This window comes from Paenibacillus azoreducens (assembly GCF_021654775.1).
In the GTDB taxonomy this organism is placed as follows: Bacteria; Bacillota; Bacilli; order Paenibacillales; family Paenibacillaceae; genus Paenibacillus_AQ; species Paenibacillus_AQ azoreducens.
This window is the reverse complement of the sequence record NZ_AP025343.1, coordinates 7160001-7181526: the sequence shown is the minus strand read 5'-3', so window position 1 is coordinate 7181526 and position 21526 is coordinate 7160001. Positions and strand designations below refer to the sequence as shown.

The window sequence follows — 21526 nt, the reverse complement described above, 5'->3', positions numbered from 1 at the left end:
TTTTGGAAAAAGGGTAATAGAAGACATACATACGGTGTGCTGCAGAAGAGGGGATCTTGATGGATAGCAGGTCTGATTTGAATATGCTGGTAGAACATGTTCTTCACATGGCCGCGGAGCATGATTTATGGTTGCCTCATGATGTCATTGTAGTCGCAGTATCCGGCGGGCCGGACTCTGTGGCTCTTTTGCATGTTCTTCATCAGATCTCCATCCGGCATGTTCCGCTCAAGCTTGTCTGTGCGCATGTCCATCACGGGCTGCGGGAGGAGTCGGAGCATGAAGAGGAGCTTGTCCGCAATTTGGCGCGGGAGCTGGATATTCCATTTGAACTCGCGAGGATCGACGTCCCTTCTTATATGAAGGAAAGCGGTAAAGGCTTTGAAGAGGCGGCGCGTGATCAGAGATATGCCTTTCTGCATGAAACGGCGCGGCGCTGGAACGCGGCTTCAATCGCGCTGGCGCATCATGCCGACGATCAAGCGGAAACGGTTCTGATGCATTTGCTTCGGGGCAGCGGTCTTGGAGGCCTTAAAGGCATGAAAATTAAAAGACGTGAAAAAAACGTGGAACTCATACGTCCTTTTTTACGTATATACAAAACGGATCTTTTAAACATATGCAAGCAAAATGGTTATACCTATGCCATAGACAGCTCCAATTATTCGAATAAGTACCGGCGGAATGCGATCCGGCTTGATGTGCTTCCTTTTTTGGGACAATATAATGGGCGAATTAGTCAATCGCTGGTTCAACTAGCCGAAATTGCCGGAATGGAAGATGATTTCATGGGGCAGAGCGCGGATCTCGCATATCGCGAAATGGTACGGCAGAAGAATGGGGGACTTTATTTTGAGGCGCCTTCCTTTTTGCGATTACATGTCGCTTTACAACGAAGGTTGATTAAACTAATATTAAATTATCTGCCTTTAGGCTTCGAAATTGCAGATTTTCATAAGATTGAACTCATCCGCCAAAGCATAATTCAGAATAAAAGCACGACCTGGAGCCTCGATATTGGAGGAGGCTTGGCCTGCATACGCGAATACGATATGATATTGTTTATGCATAAGCCGCCAGAGCAGTCCAAAAGCTATACATATGAGCTGCAAGCTGCTGCTTTGGAACTGTGTATTCCTGAAATTGGCAAGAGGTTGAAAATGAAATTGCAGTCGCCTCAGAACAGTTGTTTTTCCGCAAGGGCCGGATCCTGCGCTGAAGCAGTGTTTGATGCCGGTCAATTGAAGTTTCCATTAACACTCCGCTCAAGACTGCCTGGAGATACCATGAAGGTCATGGGATTAAACGGAAGCAAAAAGGTAAAAGATATTTTCATTGATGCGAAGATACCTCCATCCGTGCGCTCCCGCATTCCTGTGTTGGTTGATGGTTCAGGCCACATCATTTGGATACCAGGGGTCCGGCGATCCGAGCATGCTGCGGTCGGTTCTCAAACGATATCCGTCCTTCACATGTGTCTGGAGGATATAAAGGCAGTGGAGCTACTGTAATGGTCATTGTAAGACTTTCATAGTATAAACGTAGGAGGTTCGCTCAGTTGCAAAACGATATTCAGGAAATACTTATCAGCGAAGAAGAAATTCAGAAGAAGATTAAAGAGCTTGGAGCCGAGCTCAGCAAGATTTATGAAGACCGCAATCCTTTGGTGATTTGCGTGCTGAAAGGTGCGTTTATTTTCATGGCCGATTTGGTTAAAAATATGACAGTACCTCTTGAGCTCGATTTTATGGCTGTATCGAGTTATGGTGCATCAACCCAATCCTCGGGCGTCGTCAAAATTATTAAGGATTTGGATGTGCCTGTAGAAGGACGTGATGTCCTGATCGTCGAAGACATTATCGACAGCGGTCTTACGCTTAGCCATTTGATTGAGCTTCTGAAGAGCCGCAATGCCAAATCGACGTGCGTAGTCACCCTGTTTGACAAACCGGCACGCCGTACGGTAGATCTGGAAGCGGATTACACCGGCTTCACTCTGCCTGACGCTTTCGTCGTCGGATATGGTTTAGATTACGCCGAACATTACCGGAACTTGCCCTACATCGGGATCTTGAAACCGGAAGTCTATTCCCACTAATGGTGATACTCCAGCCCATGGACGTGTTACTTACGGTTCATGCGAATACCACCTCTGTTGAGATGGTCAGACAGGCTATGGTAAAATAATTTAAGTGTTTTGAGAGGAGGTAGGGGATGAATCGGTTCATCCGGAATTCTGGTTTTTATTTGATTCTTTTTTTAGTTGTGGTGGGCATTGTCCAGTTTGTAAGCAACAGCGGTGAATCTGCTCACAATCCTAGATACGATGAATTTCGGCAAGAGATCAAGGCTGGAAATGTTAAGGATATAACGGTTCAATTTGACGGTTACGCCTATCTCGTAACCGGTAAATATAATCAAAAACCGGACAATGTTAAATCCGACAGCTTTTCGACCTATATTCCGGCTACAGATGCCGCGATTCAGGAACTGGTGGACGCCAGTGACAAAACCGGCATGAAATATACCCAAAAGAAAATGGAAGGCGAAAGCATTTGGCTGACGCTGCTTTCTTCCATGATTCCATTGGTTATCATGTTCATTCTCTTCTTTTTCCTGTTCAATCAGGCGCAGGGCGGCGGAGGCAAAGTCATGAACTTCGGCAAAAGCCGCGCCCGTTTATATAATGAAGAGAAGAAGAGGGTTACATTTGAGGATGTAGCCGGAGCCGACGAAGAGAAACAGGAGCTTGTCGAGGTCGTGGAGTTCCTTAAGGATCCGCGGAAGTTTGCCGCTGTTGGCGCGCGCATTCCTAAAGGGGTGCTGCTCGTAGGTCCTCCGGGAACCGGTAAAACGCTCCTCGCCCGTGCGGTGGCTGGCGAAGCCGGCGTTCCTTTCTTCAGCATTTCCGGTTCTGACTTTGTCGAAATGTTCGTGGGTGTCGGCGCATCCCGTGTCCGCGACTTGTTTGAGAACGCGAAGAAAAACGCGCCATGTATTATCTTTATTGATGAAATCGATGCGGTTGGCCGTCAGCGCGGCGCCGGACTTGGCGGTGGCCATGACGAACGCGAACAAACGCTGAACCAATTGCTCGTAGAGATGGACGGTTTCGGCGGCAATGAAGGTATTATCATTGTTGCGGCAACGAACCGTGCGGATATTCTCGACCCTGCCCTTTTGCGTCCGGGACGTTTTGACCGTCAAATTACGGTAGACCGTCCAGATGTGAAAGGACGCGAAGCGGTCCTGAAGGTCCATGCACGCAACAAACCGCTGACTAAAGACGTCAAGCTGGATGTTGTGGCGAAACGTACCACAGGATTTACGGGCGCCGAACTGGAGAACCTGATGAACGAGGCGGCCCTGCTTGCGGCACGCCGCAACCGGAAGGATATCTCCATGCGCGAGGTTGATGAAGCGATCGACCGCGTCATTGTCGGTACGGAGAAACGCAGTCGCGTGATCAGCGACCGCGAGAAACGGATTGTCGCTTACCACGAAGCCGGTCACACCATTGTCGGCTACTTCCTGGAAAATGCCGATATGGTTCACAAGGTTACGATCATTCCTCGTGGCCGTGCCGGCGGATACGTCATCATGATGCCGAAGGAAGACCGTATGCTCGTAACGAAGCAAGAGCTATTGGATAAAGTAACAGGCCTTCTGGGCGGCCGCGTATCCGAAGAACTCTTTATCGGGGAAATCGGAACAGGCGCATACAGCGACTTCCAGCAAGCGACAGGCATTGTTCGCAGCATGATTATGGAATACGGTATGAGTGAGAAGCTTGGACCGCTGCAGTTCGGTTCGTCCCAAGGCCAGGTGTTCCTGGGCCGTGATCTCGGACATGAACAGAACTACAGTGATTCCATCGCCTATGAAATCGATCAGGAAATGCAGCGCATGACCAACGAATGTTATCAGCGTTGTAAAGATCTGCTGATTAAGCATTCCAAAGAGGTTCACCTTATTGCAAATACGTTGCTTGAGAAGGAAACGCTTGAGCTTGAACAAATCAAGGAACTGATCGAGCAAGGTTACCTTTCGGAAGATGGACCGCGTGAAGAAGGAAACGATGGTTCTTCGGAAAACGGGGCGCCGATTATCGACACTGTTGGCGATGTGCGTGTCCGCATTCAAGGCAAAGAGGATGCATCCGATTTACCGGTGAATGAAATTCCGAATGATGTACCGGAGAGCCCTTCGGACATTCCGAACGATCCGACAAATCCGCCAGCGGATGAACCGGATACAGGTAAAGGCGGACCTGGAACAAAATTGTAAACCGCATCACAAGAATGAATAACCCGAAGGACGACGGCAATCGTCTTTCGGGTTTTTTTGTGCTTTAAGTCCAAAAGAGCAATGCGGAATTTCTAATAAATACCAGTTAGAAAATGTTTTTCATTCTGCGGGAAACACATCGTTCGCCGCTTTATAAATTTTTTTTATTTTTCAAAACAAGCTTTTTTATGTGAAGGTATACATGAAACATGCGATGCAAAGGGATTTTTTTGTGAAACAAGCCGTCCGGTTTTGAACTTGCCGCCCAATTGACAGTCCATGAAACCTTGTGTACATTAATTGGTAACTGAAAAGCCCTCAAAGCTTGAACACCCAACTTTGAGAGAAAATTCACAATCATATTAATCTTATGACGACATCACTAAAGGAGTGGATCTCTGGTGGAGGCTCTTGCGCTTCAGCACAAAGAGGAACAAAAACGGGAACTGACCGAAAAGCTGTTAAAGCTCAAAAAGGAAAGAAACGCAATCATTCTAGCCCATTATTATCAAAGGGACGAAATTCAAGAGGTTGCCGATTTTCGGGGGGATTCTTTTTTGCTTGCCCAGAAAGCAGCGCAAACCGATGCGGACACAATTGTATTTTGCGGCGTGCATTTCATGGGCGAAAGTGCCAAGATTTTGGCTCCGAACAAAACGGTATTGATTCCCGACGAGCGCGCCGGCTGCCCGATGGCCGATATGGTCAATGTGGATGGGCTGCGCAAGCTGAAGGCTCAGCATCCAAACGCCAAGGTTGTGACCTATATCAATTCTTCCGCCGATGTGAAAGCGGAGACGGATATTTGCTGCACTTCCTCCAATGCGGTTAAGGTCATTCAATCGCTGGACTGCGAGGAGATTATTTGGGTGCCTGACAAAAACCTGGGTCATTATGTACAGCAGCATACCGACAAGAAAATGATCATTTGGGAAGGATACTGCAACACGCATGATATGTTGACGGTGAAGGATGTTGTGGAGATGAAAGCGAAACATCCTAACGCCCAGTTTGTCGTGCATCCGGAATGCCGCCCTGAGGTTGTTGCGATGGGGGATTTCGTAGGCAGTACCACCGCCATTATCGACTACTGCAAAAAATCCGACTGCCAGGAATTTATTGTGGGTACGGAAGACGGAACCGGATACCAGCTTCGCCTGGACAGCCCGCATAAGACGTTCCGTTTCGCAACGAAGTTTCTGGTATGTCCAAATATGAAAGTGAATAATCTCAAAAAATTGGTAAAGTGTCTCGAAACGATGAAGCCGCAAATATATGTGCCGCCGGTTGTTGCGGATCAAGCCCGAATCTCCTTAGAGCGCATGTTACAAGTTCAGTAAGGCGCGATCAAGAAAATAATAGACCCATTAGATGCCCAGAATAGCGTAACAGTGGGCATTTTTCTTGCTAATTAGAGCAAACATTTTTTTGATCCGCCAGCATACGCTACTCTTTCTTTTAAGACAGGTGACCGATTTATGATTCCTCAATATTTGGTTGATTTTGATCTGCAATCCCTGCCATGCGTGAAGACGGACGTGATCGTTATTGGCTCCGGAATTGCAGGCCTATATACGGCAATTGAGACTGGTAAAGACCGCAATGTGATCATGATCACGAAAAATGCGCTTCTGGAAAGCAACACCCGTTACGCCCAAGGCGGTATCGCCGCCGTCACGGCGGAGGATGATTCACCGGCCTATCACCGCGATGATACGCTGATGGCCGGAGCAGGCCTATGTTCGTCGGCAGCTGTAGATGTGCTTGTCAACGAGGGGCCTGAAGGGGTGCAGGAACTGATTCGGCTGGGCACTTCGTTTGATGTGGAGAACGGAGAACTTGCCCTGACCCAGGAAGGAGCCCACAGCCGGCGTCGCATTCTGCACGCCAACGGGGATGCGACCGGATTTGAAATCGTGCGGGCGCTTGCGGCCCAGGTACGGGTTCATGAGCGCGTAGAGGTATGGGAGCATCATTATGTCATTGATGTCATTAGTGTCAATAATGAATGCCTTGGAGCTCTCGTGCAGCGTCCTGACGGACAGAGAGTGTATATTCAGGCTGCTGCAACGATTCTCTGTACCGGAGGGGCGGGACAGCTGTTCCGTTATACGACGAATCCGGATGTGGCGACAGCGGATGGAATCGCCATTGCCTACCGGGCCGGGGCGCTTATCCGCGATATGGAATTCATTCAATTCCATCCGACGGCGCTTTGTTATCCGGGTGCCCCTCGCTTTTTGATTTCGGAGGCTGTCCGGGGGGAAGGGGCGGTCCTCAGGAACATCAAGGGCGAGCGCTTTATGGCCAAATATCATGAACTGCTTGAGCTTGCTCCACGCGATATCGTGGCCCGGGCTATCGTAAGCGAAATGGAAGAAACAAAGTCCACTTTTGTATATCTGGATATTACGCATGAATCGGAGGATGTCATTAAGCACCGTTTTCCGACCATATACGAAACCTGCATGAATTACGGTCTGGATATGGCAACGGATTGGATTCCGGTGGCCCCGGCTGCGCATTATATGATGGGTGGAGTCAAAACGGATTTGAACGGGGAGAGCAGTGTGGCCCGCCTCTTTGCCTGCGGCGAAGTCTCGTCAACGGGGGTGCATGGGGCTAACCGCCTGGCGAGCAACTCGCTGTCTGAGGCGATCGTATTCGGCAGACGGATCGTCAACCGGATCAAGGAGCTTGCCCCGCTTACCGGAGAGTTAAGCATGATCCATGAGCTTGAACAGCGATCCGGCGCCCCAAAACAAGCGGTGATCGAACGGCGGCTTAAGCTGCAGAAAGTGATGGTTAGATATGTCGGATTGCGGCGCAACGAGACGCTGCTTCATAAGGGAATGGACGAGCTAAAGCGCCAGCTTCCGATATTCGATGCCGAGCTCACCCGCAAGGAAGAATTTGAATTTGCAAATATGCTGACCAGCTGTCTGTTGATTACCCATGCCGCCATGGAACGCAAGGAGAGCCGGGGCGCGCATTACAGGGAGGATTATCCTCATAAAAATGATGCGGTGTGGCGCAAGCATTTGCTTTTGCATCGCGAAGATGAAATCATGGAGGAATTCAGTGATGATGTTTAATGGATATAATGAAGGTCTAGTGGAATCCATTCGCTTATGGCTGAAGGAAGACGTTGGGTCCGGGGATGTCACGACCATGACGACCGTTCCGGCAGGACATGAGTCGAAAGGAATTATCCATGCCAAAGAAGACGGCATCGTGGCGGGCATTCCCGTTGCGGAGCTGGTGTTTCAGGTGGTGGACCCTTCCTTGTCTTTCACGGCTCATGTAAAGGACGGAGAACATGTGAGCAAGGGTACGGTGCTCGCTGTTGTTGAAGGAAGCACGCATCATATTTTGACAGGGGAGCGGATCGCACTTAATATACTGCAGCGGCTCTCAGGCATTGCCACCCGGACGCGCATATTCGTGGATGCGCTGGAGGGATTGCCTGCCAAGCTTGTAGATACGCGCAAAACGACCCCCGGGCACCGGATGCTTGAGAAATATGCCGTTCGGGTTGGCGGCGGCGCGAATCATCGTTTCGGGCTTTATGACGCTGTTATGATCAAGGACAACCATATCAAGGCAGCAGGTGGAATCCGCAGAGCCGTCGAGCGGGCCCGGGCCCACATTCCGCATACCATGACCATTGAAGTGGAGACGGAATCTTTGGAGCAGGTTGAAGAGGCGCTGAAAGCCGGAGCCGACATTATCATGTTGGACAATATGGATCAAGCGTTGATGAAGGAAGCGGTCAGACGGATCAAAACCAAAGCCCCCCATGTTCGCGTCGAGGCTTCTGGCAATGTTTCGCTGCAAACCATTAAAGGAATTGCCGAATGTGGGGTTGACGTGATATCCGTGGGGCGGTTAACCTATTCCTTTGAGAGTCTTGATATCAGCCTTGATCTCAACGCTGTAAAGTAAAGGAGGAATCCATCCCCATGATCCTTGTCATCGACATCGGGAATACCAACATTGTGCTCGGCATTTACAAAGGGCGCGAACTTCTGCACCATTTTCGTCTCAGCACGATTGGCCAGTCCACGTCCGACGAGTACGGTGTGTGGTTTCATAATTTGCTCCACATGGCAGGGATTCCCGTTTCAAATATCCGTGGTATCATCATATCTTCCGTCGTGCCGCCGATGATTCATACGATTGAGGAGATGTGCCGCAAATATATCCATAAGGATCCGCTTATGGTCGGCCCGGGCATCAAAACAGGATTGAATCTCCGGTATGAAAATCCGCGTGAGGTAGGTGCGGACCGCATCGTAAATGCAGTGGCGGCAGTGGAATTGTACAAAGGTCCGGTGATCGTGGTTGATTTCGGCACGGCGACCACCTTTGACTGCATCGATGAAAAAGGGAACTATCTTGGCGGGGCCATCGTACCGGGCATTGGCATAGCGACCGAGGCTTTGGTTCAGCGGGCGTCGAAACTTCCGCGTATCGAACTGGAGAAACCGAAAAGAGTAATCGGACGGAACACGGTTCACGCGATGCAGTCCGGAATTATATATGGATATGCCGGTCAGGTGGATGGCATTGTCAAACGGATGAAACAAGAGATGCAAACCCCTCTGGTGAAGGTGATCGCCACCGGAGGAATGGCGGAGCTGATGGCGGGCGAATCGGAAACCATTGATAAGGTGAATCCTCTGCTGACCTTGGAGGGTCTGCGAATTATTTATGAGCGGAACAACTGATTTGTTAATTTGGAGTTGAGCCGGCTAACATTTGGGAATCCTAGAGAAAATATCTATTATGACGCCCAATACCACGTAAAATTCGGTACAATAAAATAAAGGAGGCTAAGATACGCATGGAACAAAAACAAGACTGCCTTATTCGAGGCACTGCAATGAGCGGACGCGTACGGGCCTTCGCAGTTAGAACAACCGGGCTCGTGGAGGAGCTGCGCCAAAGGCATGACACTTGGCCGACCGCAACCGCGGCTCTGGGGCGTACTTTGACCGCCGGCGCCATGATGGGTGCCATGCTCAAAGGAGAAGAGAAGCTGACCATTCAGGTTCAGGGCAACGGGCCGATCGGCCAAATCGTTGTTGACGCGAATGCACATGGAGAAGTAAGAGGTTATGTAAGCGAGCCCCATATCCATCTGCCGAGCAACAGCCAAGGCAAGCTTGATGTGGCCGGGGCGGTAGGACGAGAGGGTTTTTTGCATGTGATCAAGGATTTGGGTCTCAAAGAACCGTATCGCGGCAGCGTGCCGATCATCTCCGGTGAATTGGGTGAGGACTTTACTTATTATTTCGCCGCATCGGAACAAACGCCGTCCGCAGTCGGACTTGGGGTGCTCGTTGCTCCGGATAACTCCGTTATCGTAGCAGGCGGATTTGTCGTACAGCTTTTGCCGGGGCTTAGCGATGAGGAAATCACGGTAATCGAACAGGCTGTAGGCGCGATGCCGCCCGTAACGGCGCTTATGGATCAAGGGCTGGAGCTTGAGGAAATGCTGCGGTGGCTTTTGCCGGATGTGGAAATTCTTGAGCAAATGGAGATCGGATTTAAGTGCCAGTGCTCGCGTGAACGGGTGGAGCAAACTCTGGTGAGCCTTGGAAAAAGCGAACTTGAACAGCTCATTGAGGAAGATGGCAAAGCGGAAGTGGTATGTCATTTTTGTAATGAAGCCTACAGTTTTAATAAAGATGAGCTGCAGCAAATTTTAGAAATAGCAAGCCAATAAGCGTGGGACAGAATGATGACCAGACAGGTGAGAACGCTTTGGGCCGCAGTCATCATCTTGGCGGCGGGCGTATTGCTGATGGGGAGCCTGATCGTCATTCGCGGGTTACAACCTGCAGTAAACGAGCATGAGCCGGAAGAAAAGCAGGGGGGCCGCGAAGCGGTAGCCACCTTTAACGGACAGGTCGTAACCGAAGACGAATGGGTCGAGGAAATGAAACGGACGCACGGCCAAAAAGTGCTTGTGCAGCTGCTGAATCAGAAAGCGGTTGAAGCGGAGGCGAAAGCGCTCCGGATCCGGGTTGCGCCGGAGGAAATAGAGGACAAAATCAAGGCGGACGCCGCAGGATACGAGTCAGAGGAGGCCTATTATCAAGCGATGTTTGCGCAGTTGGGTCTCACCTCCGAGGATATCAAGACAGAGGCCGCGTATCAATTGACGCTTGAGAAGATCGCTATAGTTAATATCCGTATCAGCGACGAGGAAGTGGATCGTTATATCGATCAGCATAAGGAGGAGCTTGAGCCCAAAAAGAAATACGAGTTGGCTTGGATTAAGCTCAAAACCCGCAAGGAAGCCAATAAAACGCTTGACCGACTTGAGCAGGGAGTAGATTTCGGCAAACTGGCCGAAGAGCTGTCCCTTGACGAATACACCCGAATGCAGGGAGGTAAGCTTGGGCTGATCGAGGAAGACGATCCGTTTGTTCCGGAGGAGCTGTTGGCTGCGGCCAAAGGGCTGGAAGCAGGCGATATTGCCGGTCCGATTCGGCTTAAGGATGATGGTTATGCAGTCATACAGGTGATCAATATTGAGAAGGACAGGCAGCCGGGCCGCGCAGAAATTCGCGCCAGCGTGCGCAAGCAGCTTGCTCTTAATGAAGCTGTTCCACTAACCGATCTGGAGGCTGCTCTGAGGGAAAAGTATGGCGCAAAGCTGATCGAGAAAACAAACCTCTAAGAATGAGTTTCTTGAAGAGGATCAAATAAGATGGTTGTTGCAAACCCTTGCTACATGGAATGGTTTCCATCAAGCAGGGTTTGTTTTTTGCCAAAATTCCATAGTTTGGGATGTTGTCACGGGTGTTCATATTGACATCCGCATGGAAGGTTGATAAGATAAAGATATTAAATACCTACTTAATTACTCGGATATAAAAATCTATTTAACAGCCAGATGCACATGCTGAATCGGTATATAACAAATGATGAAATACTACAGTTCTAAGGGAGGATTTATTCCATGGCTAAAGTCGTTAATAATGTTACTGAACTGATCGGAAGCACCCCGCTTGTTCGTTTGAACCGCCTGGTTCCGGAAGACAGCGCGGAAATCTATCTCAAATTGGAATACCAAAACCCGGGTTCCAGCGTAAAGGACCGGATCGCAATCAGCATTGTAGAGGAAGCGGAGAAGAGCGGAGCCTTGAAACCTGGGGGCACGATCGTTGAAGCGACAAGCGGCAACACGGGGATCGGCCTTGCCATGGTGGCAGCAGCCAAAGGATATAAAGCGGTTATCGTCATGCCGGAAACCATGAGCTTGGAGCGCCGCAACCTGCTTCGTGCTTATGGGGCCGAACTGGTGTTGACGCCGGGAGCGGAAGGAATGAACGGCGCGGTTAAAAAGGCTGAAGAAATCGTAAACGATAATCCTGGTTTTTTCATGGCCGAACAGTTTAAAAACCCGGCGAACGTTAAAATCCACCGCGAAACGACAGGTCCTGAAATCGTGGAAGCGATTGAATCCATCGGCGGTACTTTGGATGCATTCGTAGCCGGGATTGGTACGGGTGGAACGATCTCGGGTGCGGGTGAAGTGCTGAAAAATAACTTCCCGGATATCAAAATCGTAGCGGTAGAGCCCGCAGCATCGCCGATTTTGTCCGGTGGCAAACCAGGCCCTCACAAAATCCAGGGTCTCGGCGCCAATTTTATCCCTGAAATTCTGAACCGTGACATTTATGATGAAATTATCCATGTGGAAAACGATGAAGCCTTTGAAACGGCGCGCCGCGTCGCGAAGGAAGAAGGCGTTCTGGCTGGCATCTCCTCAGGCGCAGCGGTATATGCCGCATTGAAAGTAGCCAAAGAGCTTGGAAAGGGCAAACGCGTTGTTGCCATCATTCCAAGCAATGGGGAACGTTACCTGAGCACGCCGCTGTACAATTTTGAAAGCTAATATTCCGGCTTTTCGGAAGTGGCTGCAATCTTTTAGAGTTCTCGCCCCTGCTGCTGTTTTTTACGCGGCAGGTTTTTTTGTGATTATAGAATTATAAGTTTTAAGCTGAGCCGAACAATTTTATATTCGCTGAAAAAATTACTTCCTACCGCTGTCTGTCTGCTTTGAATATACGTCAGAAGAAGTTTTGTGCAGCTTCAGGTCTGTTTTTTGCAAAAAACCGGGCGTAGGGTCTTTTCAAAAGGGCAGCGGACAAAGTATACTGACAACCAATAGAAAGCTTGCTGAAGGAGAGATGGGAATTGAAAGGGGACGGCATATTTAGGTTAGAACAATGGAAGGGATGGGTGGACCGGGGGTTTACCATTCTGCCATATGTCATTGAAACGGATATTTCGGCAGAAGGCTCCGGCCTTCCCGTTTCCTGGTCATATGCCTGGCGGCAGGCGTCCCCCCATTCCTTTGTCCTCGAAAGCGGCAAGGATGGACGTTATACTTACCTGGGACTTGATCCCGTTTCAATTGTGAAGGGAAAGGGAAACGCAGCGGTGATTACCGGATTGCATGAAGGGCACACTCGTGAGTCGGGAGCACCGCTGGAGATCATCAAGCGGTGGATGGAGCCATTCCGGGCGCCAGCGTCCGAGGATCGGGAGGAGATGCTTGCCGATTTGCCCCCATTTCTTGGCGGCTGCGTCGGCTTCCTGGGATACGACGTGGTCCGTTCTCTGGAGCGGCTGCCTGAGCAGGCGCAAGACGATCCCGAAATTCCCGACTATTTATGGATGCGGTTTGAACAGATATGGATCTATGATCATGCCGCCGGCAAGCTGTATTGCGTTGTCCATCAGCGGGTAGCAGCCAATGAAGAACTGGAGCGCCTATACGATGAAGCCCGGGTTATTGCCCAGTCGATGCTGAATCGGTGGCGCGGGTTTACCGATCAAGCGGGAGAAGCGCTTGGGGAAGAGCGGCTTGAGCGTGACAAGCTCATGCAGGTAGCACAGCCCGAGCTTGATTCAGGACAGTGGCCGGGCATGCGGAGCGCCTTTCCGCAGGCGGACTTCGAGCGGGCGGTTGAAGACGTTCAGGATTATATCCGCCAAGGCGACGTATTTCAGGTCAATCTGTCGCTTCGGCAGGAACAGGAGCTGCGTTCGGAACCGGAGCGGGTCTATGAATGGCTGCGGATTTTGAATCCATCGCCATATATGGGGCTTCTTCGTTCTCCGGATTTTTATCTGGCGAGCGCCTCCCCTGAACTGCTGGTCAAACGGCAGGGAGAGCAGATTTGCGCCCGTCCGATTGCCGGAACCCGCCGCCGCGGGCATACCTTTGAAGAGGACCGGGAGATGGCGGAGGAACTGTTTGGCAGCGAAAAGGAGCGTGCAGAGCATGTCATGCTTGTGGACCTTGAGCGTAATGATATCGGCAAAGTGGCGGCATACGGCACGGTTAGGGTTCCGGAGCTGATGACGGTCGAACATTATTCCCATGTCATGCATTTGGTTTCCCAGGTAGAGGGAAAGCTGGCTCAAGACAAAGACGCATATGATGTGATTGCCGCCCTCTTTCCGGGCGGGACGATTACCGGGGCGCCCAAAGTGCGCACGATGGAGATCATCGAAGAGCTGGAACCCGTAAGACGGGGGCCGTATACAGGCTCGATGGGCTGGATTGACTATAATGGAAATTTGGAATTAAATATTATCATAAGAACGCTGGTTGCTGTGGATGGAATCGGCATGATTCAGACCGGCGCGGGGATTGTAATCGATTCCGAGCCATATCGCGAATATCGCGAGTGTTACAATAAAGCCAAAGCTGTCGTCAAGGCCGTACTGTTAAGCGAACAGGAAGCGGCCGCGGGCATGAAGCGGCGGGAAAAGGGGATGAGAGTATGATTCTGGTGATTGACAATTATGATTCTTTTACGTATAACCTGGTCCAATATCTTGGAGAGCTGGGGGAAGATGTCAAGGTATTCCGCAATGATGAAATTGATATTCGGGGGATTGAAGAGCTTGCGCCGGATCATATTCTGATCTCGCCAGGGCCTTGTACTCCGAATGAGGCGGGAATCAGCCTGAAGGCAATCGAGCAGTTTAAAGGAAAAATCCCGATTTTCGGGGTTTGCCTCGGACATCAGGCGATCGGAGCGGCATTTGGCGGCAAGGTTGTACGCGCGGAGCGTCTGATGCATGGCAAAACCTCGCCGATTATTCATCAGGGCACATCCGTTTTCGAGGGGTTGCCGTCTCCGTTTACAGCGACGCGGTACCATTCTTTGCTGGTAGAGCGCAGTACATTGCCTGATTGCCTGGAAATTACGGCAGAAACGGAAGAAGGCGAGATCATGGGGCTGCGCCACAAGGAATATCCTATTGAGGGCGTCCAGTTCCATCCTGAGTCGATCATTACTGATTACGGTCATCAGATGCTCCGTAACTTCCTGAAGCGGAAGGCAGCTACAGGCGTATGAAATGGATTCTGCTGAACGGTCAATGTACCGATGCTCAAGCAGCCGTGGTTTCCGTTATGGATCACGGCTTTTTATACGGCATGGGCTTGTTTGAAACATTTCGGACCTATCTCGGCGAGCCGTTTTTGCTTGAAAGGCATCTGGACCGGTTGGCTCAGGGCTGCGAAACACTGGGGATCGGAACTAGCAATTTGCCTGATTCCCGGCAGATGCGGCAGTGGATACGCGAACTTATGGAAGCGAACGGACTAAAGGAAGCGTACATCCGCTATACTGTCAGCGCAGGGGAGGATATATTGGGCCTGCCTACAGGGATGTACAACCATCCCAATACGGTGCTGATGGCCAAACCTCTGCCGGAGGCGTCGGATCAGCTGTACTCCCAGGGGAAAGCACTGCGGCTGCTTACCATCCGCCGCAATTCGCCGGAAGGGGCCACGCGCCTGAAGTCGCTTCATTATATGAACAACATTTTGGCAAAAAGAGAGCTTTCTTCCTACCCTGAAGCTGTAAGCTTACATGCCGAAGGCTTGATGCTGAATTCGGACGGCTATCTTTCGGAAGGAATCGTCAGCAATCTTTTTTTCGTGAAAAATAATCAACTTTATACACCGGATACAGCTTGCGCCCTGCTGCCAGGCATCACGCGCGGCATAGTTCTGGAGCTGGCATCGTCAGAAGGAATAAGCTGCGAAGAAGGTTTTTATACGTGGGAGGATTTGAAGCGGGCGGATGAAATCTTTTTGACAACCTCCATTCAGGAGCTTGTTCCGGTTACGAGACTAATCGATGGCGCAGGTGCAGAAACGTTAATCAGCGGCGGACGCTGCGGCGCAGTCACAAACCGGCTGCTGTCGCTGTACCGGAGGCGAACGGGAGGTTATCATGAAAACGACCATTTATGAACGAACTTATACCATGGGACAAGCGGTGCTTGAGCTAGGAGCATCCACCAAAATCATGGGTATTTTGAATGTCACACCCGACTCTTTTTCCGATGGAGGCCGATATGTGGATCCTGAACAAGCGGTGCGCCATGCGCTGCAGATGGTCCAGGAAGGGGCGGACTTGATCGATATCGGCGGCGAATCCACGCGTCCGGGGTATGTGCCTATATCTGCCGAAGAAGAGCTGCGCCGCGTAATCCCGGTTATCGAGGCTCTTCACCGCGAGGCTCCGCATATCCCGATATCCATAGATACCTATAAGGCTGAGGTAGCCCGGCAAGCCATTCAGGCTGGAGCCCATATCATGAACGATATTTGGGGAGGCAAAAAAGATCCGGATATGCTGAAAGCTGCAGCCGAACTCGGCTGTCCGATTATTTTGATGCATAACAGGAAAGATATGAACTATGGCGATTTTGCCGCTGACGTCGTGCAGGATCTGAAGGAAAGTGTCGAATTGGCGCTGAAAGCGGGCGTGAACGGCAAACAGATTATTTTGGATCCAGGCGTCGGTTTTGCCAAAAACGGTCCGGAAAATCTGCAAATTATGACACAGCTTGACCGGCTGGTAGCTATCGGTTATCCGGTGCTGCTCGCAACTTCGCGCAAGAAGTTTATACGTACAACACTCGATCTGCCGGTAGACGACATTATTGAAGGAACGGCAGCGACTGTCGCTTTCGGCATTGCCCAAGGCTGCCAAATGGTGCGGGTCCATGATGTGAAGCAGATCAAGCGGACGGTTACGATGTGCGATGCAATGCTTTATGGTTCGACGGATCTTACGCGGGTACGTCTCTAGCCGAGGATGATGGGATTTCAATCCCGAAATGAAGTGGAGGACTGACGAGTGATGGATAAAATGAAACTGCACCACATGGAATATTACGGATATCATGGCGTTTTTGAAGAGGAACGTAAGCTGGGTCAACGCTTTTATATTGATCTGGAGCTTGAGCTTGATTTACGTGCAGCCGGCCAAAAAGACGACTTAAGTCAAACGGTAAATTATGCCGAAGTGCATGAAAACGTGAAAAAAGTCGTTGAAACCGAGTCTTTTCGCCTGATTGAAGCCTTGGCTGAACGTATTGCATCCTTGTTACTGGACACTTATACTAGTATCGATGCTTTAACGGTTAAAGTGACCAAACCTCACCCTCCCTTTGACATCCACTTTCAGGGCGTCACTGTGGAACTTCACAGAACAAGAAAGTGAGGATCATCTATGAACGCACATTCCACCTCTGAGTCATCAGAGGCTTATATTGCTTTAGGGGCCAATTTGGGTGACCGTGAGGATACGCTGCTGGAGGCGATTCGCCGCCTTGACGAAACTCCGGGCGTCACCGTGATTGAGTGCTCCAACATTTATGAAACCGAACCTGTCGGATATGTGGACCAGCCTCTCTTTCTTAACATGGCTGTACGCGTGCGTACCGGTCCCGATCCATACGTGCTCCTGCATGTTATGCAGCAAATCGAAAAGGACCTCGGAAGAGTCCGCCATGTCCGCTGGGGCCCAAGGACTGTCGATTTGGATTTGATATGGATGGAGGGGCTACGGGAGAACACGGAGGAGTTGACTTTGCCCCATCCCCGTATGCAGGAGCGTTTATTTGTGCTTGTTCCGCTTACGGACATCGTTCCTATGGATGAAACGTCCGGACTGCGGACAGAAATACGGGCGGCAATGGACAGACTGGATGGAAAGGAAGGTTTGCAGCTTTGGAAAACTTGCAACTGGCACAGCGTATCCGCGCCTTCCGGAAGCTAAAGGGATTTACGCAGCAGGAACTGGCAGCCGGGTGCGGCATTTCACTGGCGGTACTGGGGGCCATTGAGCGGGGAAACCGGCGCGCTGATGAGCAGACATTGACGAAAATTGCTGAGTTTTTGGACGTATCGATTCAGGAACTTATCCATCAATAAATGTTGCATATATAGTTTGAAACGAAGCTTTGTGGTTTATCATGAAGCAAGAACAAAAATGATAGAAAGGAGCGAATGACCATATGCTGAAAATTGGCGATATTGAAATGAAAAACCAGGTCGTTCTGGCTCCAATGGCGGGGGTATGCAATCCGGCTTTCCGGCTGATCGCCAAAGAGTTCGGAACCGGATTGGTTTGCGCTGAGATGGTCAGCGGCAAAGCGATCATACACGGCAATCAGCGTACGCAGGAAATGCTGTTTGTCGATGAAAGGGAAAAGCCGCTCAGCCTGCAGATTTTTGGCGGCGACCGCGATTCGCTTGTAGAAGCGGCGAAGGTCGTGGATAAGCATACCAATGCCGATATTATTGATATCAACATGGGTTGCCCGGCGCCAAAAGTCACCAAAATCGACGCGGGCGCACGCTGGCTGCTCGATCCAAACAAAATCTATGAGATGGTAGCCGCTGTCGTAGATGCCGTAGACAAACCGGTAACAGTCAAAATGCGCATCGGTTGGGACCATGATCATATTTACGCAATCGAGAACGCTCAGGCTGTCGAACGTGCCGGAGGCAAAGCTGTCAGCGTTCACGGCCGCACACGGGAGCAATTGTATACCGGTCATGCCGATTGGAATATTATAAAGCAGGTAAAAGAGTCCGTCTCGATCCCTGTAATCGGAAACGGCGATGTCGTTACGCCGGAAGATGCGCGGCGGATGCTGGATCAAACCGGAGTCGACGGAGTTATGATCGGCCGCGGAGCGCTCGGAAATCCGTGGATGCTGTATCGCACGATCGAATATTTGAGAACCGGCGAGCTTTTGCCGGAGCCAACCGCTGAAGAGAAAATCCGCATTGCGATTTTGCATATGGACCGTCTCGTTGCCCTTAGAGGCGAAGCGGTGGCCGTGCGTGAGATGCGCAAGCATTTGGCATGGTATTTGAAAGGTCTGAAAGGATCAGCCCGTATTAAGGATGAGATTATGGAAGAAACCAAACGGGATGAAATGGTTAAAATTCTGGAAAATTTCGTGGCCAGCCTTAAAGACCGTGAGGAACGCCCGGTAGAGGAAGCTGCTGTTTCCCAATAAAACGTAAAGTCAAAATGTCAAAGTTTAGACTTGATGCATTCGATTGACATTTTGAAATGCTTACCATATAATTTTTCAGTATAAATTCGACTTATCCTTTAAACAGCAGAGGGATGTTCTGATCCTTCAAACTTTGCATAAATATAGATTGATCTAAAGTTAAAAGGGTAGTTCATTCTATAATTACGGTAGTTTTAAATTTATTTACATGACAGGAGAATCGGTTGAGATGAGCGATAAAGAAGTCATTCTGACACAGGACGGACTTAAAAAGCTGGAAGACGAACTCGAGAACCTGAAATCAGTTAAGCGCCGTGAGGTTGCGGAACGGATCAAAGTGGCCATCGGCTACGGGGATATCAGCGAAAACTCGGAATATGAAGATGCCAAAAACGAGCAGGCTTTTATTGAGGGACGCATCATTACCCTGGAAAAAATGCTCCGCAATGCGCGCATCATCAATAACGATGAGATCAATACCGATATTGTCGGCATTGGTGCTACCGTTATCGTTAAGGATTTGGAATACGGCGACACGATGGAATACACCATTGTGGGTACGGCCGAATCTGATCCGCTCAACAATAAAATTTCCAATGAAAGCCCTGTTGGCAAAGCGATTCTTGGCAAGCAAAAGGGTACTGTAGTGGATGTCAACGTTCCTGCGGGCGTGATTCAATACAAAATCATTGATATCAAGAAGTAAGATCCGCATTGCTTTAGGATTGTTAGAAAGAGCTTCCTTTAGGAAGCTTTTTTTCAAAATATAAGAAAGTATAAGCTGCGCGTACTCTGATCTTATATTTTTTGCAGAATCGCTTACCGCCCTTGAAAGGACGCTGTAGGCGTTTCTTCTTGGATTCACCTTGAGCCAGGTACAGGTTCATTTATAAGCAGACCACTGTATTCGTTTGACGGACAGGCAGTGAGATAGAAGGAGTGACAATTTGAAATGTCGGAAGAAGTAAACAACCACGAACAAGAAACTGAACTTAGCGAGATGCTGCAAATCCGCCGCGGTAAATTGGACGAGCTCCGCAACATGGGGATCGATCCATTCGGAAAAAAATACAACCGGACGCATCATGCCGGCGATTTGCTCGCAAAATATGACGGGATGACCAAAGAAGAATTGGACGAGCAGCATGCCGAAGTACGTGTTGCAGGCAGAATTATGGCTAAACGCGGCATGGGTAAAGCTATTTTCGCCCATATTCAGGATCTTAGCGGCAAGATTCAAATTTACGTCCGCCAAGATTCCGTTTCAGAAACAGCTTTTGAAGCGTTCCGCCTGCTTGATCTCGGAGATATCGTTGGTGTCGTCGGTACGATGTTCAAAACCAAAACAGGAGAAACCACAATCAAAGCAAGCGAGGTTGAGGTTCTTTCCAAGTCCCTCTACCCACTGCCGGATAAATACCATGGCCTGAAGGACGTGGAGCTGCGTTACCGTCAGCGCTACGTGGATCTCATCATCAATCCTGAAGTTCAGCAGACGTTTATCACGCGTTCCCGTATCATCCAATCGATGCGCCGTTACCTGGATTCGCACGGTTATCTGGAAGTTGAGACGCCAACCCTGCATGCCATCGCGGGCGGTGCTGCTGCCAAACCGTTTATTACGCATCATAATGCGCTCGACATGGAGCTTTACATGCGTATTGCCATCGAACTTCACTTGAAACGCCTCATTGTCGGCGGTCTGGAAAAGGTATATGAAATTGGACGGGTTTATCGCAACGAAGGGATTTCCACGCGCCATAATCCGGAGTTCACGATGATCGAGCTGTATGAAGCTTATGCGGATTACAAGGATATCATGAACTTAACCGAAAACATGATCGCCCATATTGCTCAGGAAGTGCTTGGCACCCAATTGATCGACTATCAAGGACATGAAGTGAATTTGGCTCCAGGCTGGCGGCGCGTGTCCATGGTCGATGCGGTTAAGGAAGTCAAGGGCGTTGATTTCGGCGTGCAAATGACCGATGAAGAGGCGCATCGCCTTGCCAAGGAACATAACGTCAAAGTTGAGCCGCACATGACCTTTGGCCATATCCTGAATGCATTCTTCGAGGAATTTGTAGAGGAAACGTTGATTCAGCCGACATTCGTTACCGGACATCCGGTCGAGATTTCGCCGCTGGCGAAGAAAAACGAGGAGGATCCACGCTTTACGGATCGATTTGAACTGTTTATCGTGGCGCGCGAGCATGCGAATGCATTCAGCGAGCTGAATGATCCGATCGATCAGCGTCAACGTTTCGAAGCTCAGCTTAAAGAACGTGAACAGGGCAACGACGAAGCGCATGAAATGGATGAAGACTTCTTGAACGCGCTTGAATACGGCATGCCGCCTACAGGCGGACTGGGTATCGGCGTAGACCGTCTGGTCATGCTGCTGACCAATTCTCCATCGATCCGTGACGTGCTGCTTTTCCCTCATATGAGAAATCGTACGCAGGAGTAATTTTTAATGGAAATACGATCCGGAACAACAATGGCCGGATAAAAAAAGGAACAGCGTGATACCTCACGTTTGTTCCTTTTTTTTAAGCTTTTGGGGCCCTACAAAGTAATTGGAATAAGCTTCAAAGTCTACACGTCACTCAGTACTTTTGCTCGCAAGAGCGCCCCTCTGTGAGAGGCGTCGGACTTCTTCCGTTACTCTTTGTGGGGTTATTTATGAACCGGATGGCGGCCGGCAGAGGGACATAAGATGCCTGTGCACGGCTCTTCGCATCATGTCCGCCGTCACAATCTCCGGTCTGAGGATGGCATGGATGGCCAGGCCGTCAATCAGGGCATAGAAGCGTTCGATTTCAAGCTCAATGTCCAGATCCGGTAGAGCCATGCCTATGGCCGTTAATTC

At 50.0% G+C, this 21526-nt stretch carries 21 protein-coding genes (1 of these 21 running past the window's edge); 20 read left to right on the top strand and 1 reads right to left on the bottom strand.

Features of this window, described 5'->3' with window-relative positions:
• Positions 1-59: 59 nt before the first annotated feature.
• The 20 genes from tilS to lysS all read left to right on the top strand — a co-directional run bounded on the left by tilS (position 60) and on the right by lysS (position 21124).
• A complete protein-coding gene (gene tilS / locus L6442_RS32195) occupies positions 60-1511 on the top strand; it encodes a tRNA lysidine(34) synthetase TilS (RefSeq protein ID WP_237100149.1) in 1452 nt (483 codons plus the stop codon).
• Between the two features lie 47 nt (positions 1512-1558).
• Complete coding sequence (gene hpt, locus L6442_RS32190) at positions 1559-2098, top strand: hypoxanthine phosphoribosyltransferase (protein WP_194234412.1); 540 nt, start codon at positions 1559-1561, stop codon at positions 2096-2098.
• A gap of 116 nt (positions 2099-2214) precedes the next feature.
• Positions 2215-4287 carry an ATP-dependent zinc metalloprotease FtsH gene (gene ftsH, locus L6442_RS32185; RefSeq protein WP_212980911.1) on the top strand — a complete coding sequence of 691 codons (2073 nt, stop codon included), beginning with the start codon at positions 2215-2217 and terminating at the stop codon, positions 4285-4287.
• Positions 4288-4688: 401 nt separating this feature from the next.
• On the top strand, positions 4689-5627 hold the full coding sequence (gene nadA, locus L6442_RS32180; protein WP_194234410.1) for a quinolinate synthase NadA: 939 nt from the start codon (positions 4689-4691) through the stop codon (positions 5625-5627).
• A gap of 138 nt (positions 5628-5765) precedes the next feature.
• On the top strand, positions 5766-7382 hold the full coding sequence (locus L6442_RS32175; RefSeq protein ID WP_212980910.1) for an L-aspartate oxidase: 1617 nt from the start codon (positions 5766-5768) through the stop codon (positions 7380-7382).
• Entirely contained in the window at positions 7372-8232 is an 861-nt protein-coding gene (gene nadC, locus L6442_RS32170) for a carboxylating nicotinate-nucleotide diphosphorylase (protein ID WP_212980909.1), read from the top strand. The genes L6442_RS32175 and nadC overlap by 11 nt, the downstream gene beginning before the upstream one ends.
• Positions 8233-8249: 17 nt before the next feature.
• Positions 8250-9017 (top strand): type III pantothenate kinase, encoded by a 768-nt coding sequence (locus L6442_RS32165; protein WP_212980908.1) that lies wholly within the window; start codon positions 8250-8252, stop codon positions 9015-9017.
• Between the two features lie 116 nt (positions 9018-9133).
• Positions 9134-10018, top strand: coding sequence for an Hsp33 family molecular chaperone HslO (gene hslO / locus L6442_RS32160; RefSeq protein ID WP_212980907.1), 885 nt, complete (start codon positions 9134-9136; stop codon positions 10016-10018).
• A gap of 12 nt (positions 10019-10030) precedes the next feature.
• Positions 10031-10978, top strand: a complete 948-nt coding sequence (locus L6442_RS32155) for a peptidyl-prolyl cis-trans isomerase (protein ID WP_212980906.1) — start codon at positions 10031-10033, stop codon at positions 10976-10978.
• A gap of 282 nt (positions 10979-11260) precedes the next feature.
• A complete protein-coding gene (gene cysK / locus L6442_RS32150; RefSeq protein WP_212980905.1) occupies positions 11261-12199 on the top strand; it encodes a cysteine synthase A in 939 nt (312 codons plus the stop codon).
• 302 nt (positions 12200-12501) lie between these two features.
• Positions 12502-14103: an anthranilate synthase component I family protein gene (locus tag L6442_RS32145; RefSeq protein ID WP_237100148.1), complete on the top strand. Its 1602-nt coding sequence runs from the start codon at positions 12502-12504 to the stop codon at positions 14101-14103.
• A complete protein-coding gene (gene pabA, locus L6442_RS32140; protein WP_212980904.1) occupies positions 14100-14681 on the top strand; it encodes an aminodeoxychorismate/anthranilate synthase component II in 582 nt (193 codons plus the stop codon). The genes L6442_RS32145 and pabA overlap by 4 nt, the downstream gene beginning before the upstream one ends.
• Complete coding sequence (locus tag L6442_RS32135) at positions 14678-15586, top strand: aminotransferase class IV (protein WP_212980903.1); 909 nt, start codon at positions 14678-14680, stop codon at positions 15584-15586. Before pabA ends, L6442_RS32135 begins: the two co-directional genes overlap by 4 nt.
• Positions 15567-16430: a dihydropteroate synthase gene (gene folP / locus L6442_RS32130; RefSeq protein ID WP_212980902.1), complete on the top strand. Its 864-nt coding sequence runs from the start codon at positions 15567-15569 to the stop codon at positions 16428-16430. Before L6442_RS32135 ends, folP begins: the two co-directional genes overlap by 20 nt.
• Before the next feature lie 51 nt (positions 16431-16481).
• Positions 16482-16844 (top strand): dihydroneopterin aldolase, encoded by a 363-nt coding sequence (gene folB, locus L6442_RS32125; RefSeq protein ID WP_212980901.1) that lies wholly within the window; start codon positions 16482-16484, stop codon positions 16842-16844.
• Between the two features lie 9 nt (positions 16845-16853).
• Entirely contained in the window at positions 16854-17402 is a 549-nt protein-coding gene (folK, locus tag L6442_RS32120; RefSeq protein ID WP_212980900.1) for a 2-amino-4-hydroxy-6-hydroxymethyldihydropteridine diphosphokinase, read from the top strand.
• On the top strand, positions 17354-17557 hold the full coding sequence (locus L6442_RS32115; RefSeq protein ID WP_194234399.1) for a helix-turn-helix domain-containing protein: 204 nt from the start codon (positions 17354-17356) through the stop codon (positions 17555-17557). Before folK ends, L6442_RS32115 begins: the two co-directional genes overlap by 49 nt.
• An 83-nt stretch (positions 17558-17640) precedes the next feature.
• Positions 17641-18654 (top strand): tRNA dihydrouridine synthase DusB, encoded by a 1014-nt coding sequence (gene dusB / locus L6442_RS32110; protein WP_212980899.1) that lies wholly within the window; start codon positions 17641-17643, stop codon positions 18652-18654.
• A 229-nt stretch (positions 18655-18883) separates the two neighbouring features.
• Positions 18884-19360, top strand: coding sequence for a transcription elongation factor GreA (greA, locus tag L6442_RS32105; protein ID WP_194234397.1), 477 nt, complete (start codon positions 18884-18886; stop codon positions 19358-19360).
• 246 nt (positions 19361-19606) lie between these two features.
• The gene (gene lysS / locus L6442_RS32100; RefSeq protein WP_212980898.1) at positions 19607-21124 is read left to right on the top strand and encodes a lysine--tRNA ligase; all 1518 of its coding nucleotides are present in this window, start codon (positions 19607-19609) and stop codon (positions 21122-21124) included.
• A 213-nt stretch (positions 21125-21337) separates the two neighbouring features.
• Here the strand turns inward: lysS and L6442_RS32095 are convergent, their stop codons facing one another.
• Positions 21338-21526, bottom strand: partial view of a TetR/AcrR family transcriptional regulator gene (locus L6442_RS32095; protein WP_212980897.1) — the 3' end only. It continues 417 nt past the right edge of the window; 189 of the gene's 606 nt are visible here — the last part of the coding sequence; its start codon lies beyond the right edge, outside the window — the gene reads right to left on this strand; it ends in the stop codon at positions 21338-21340.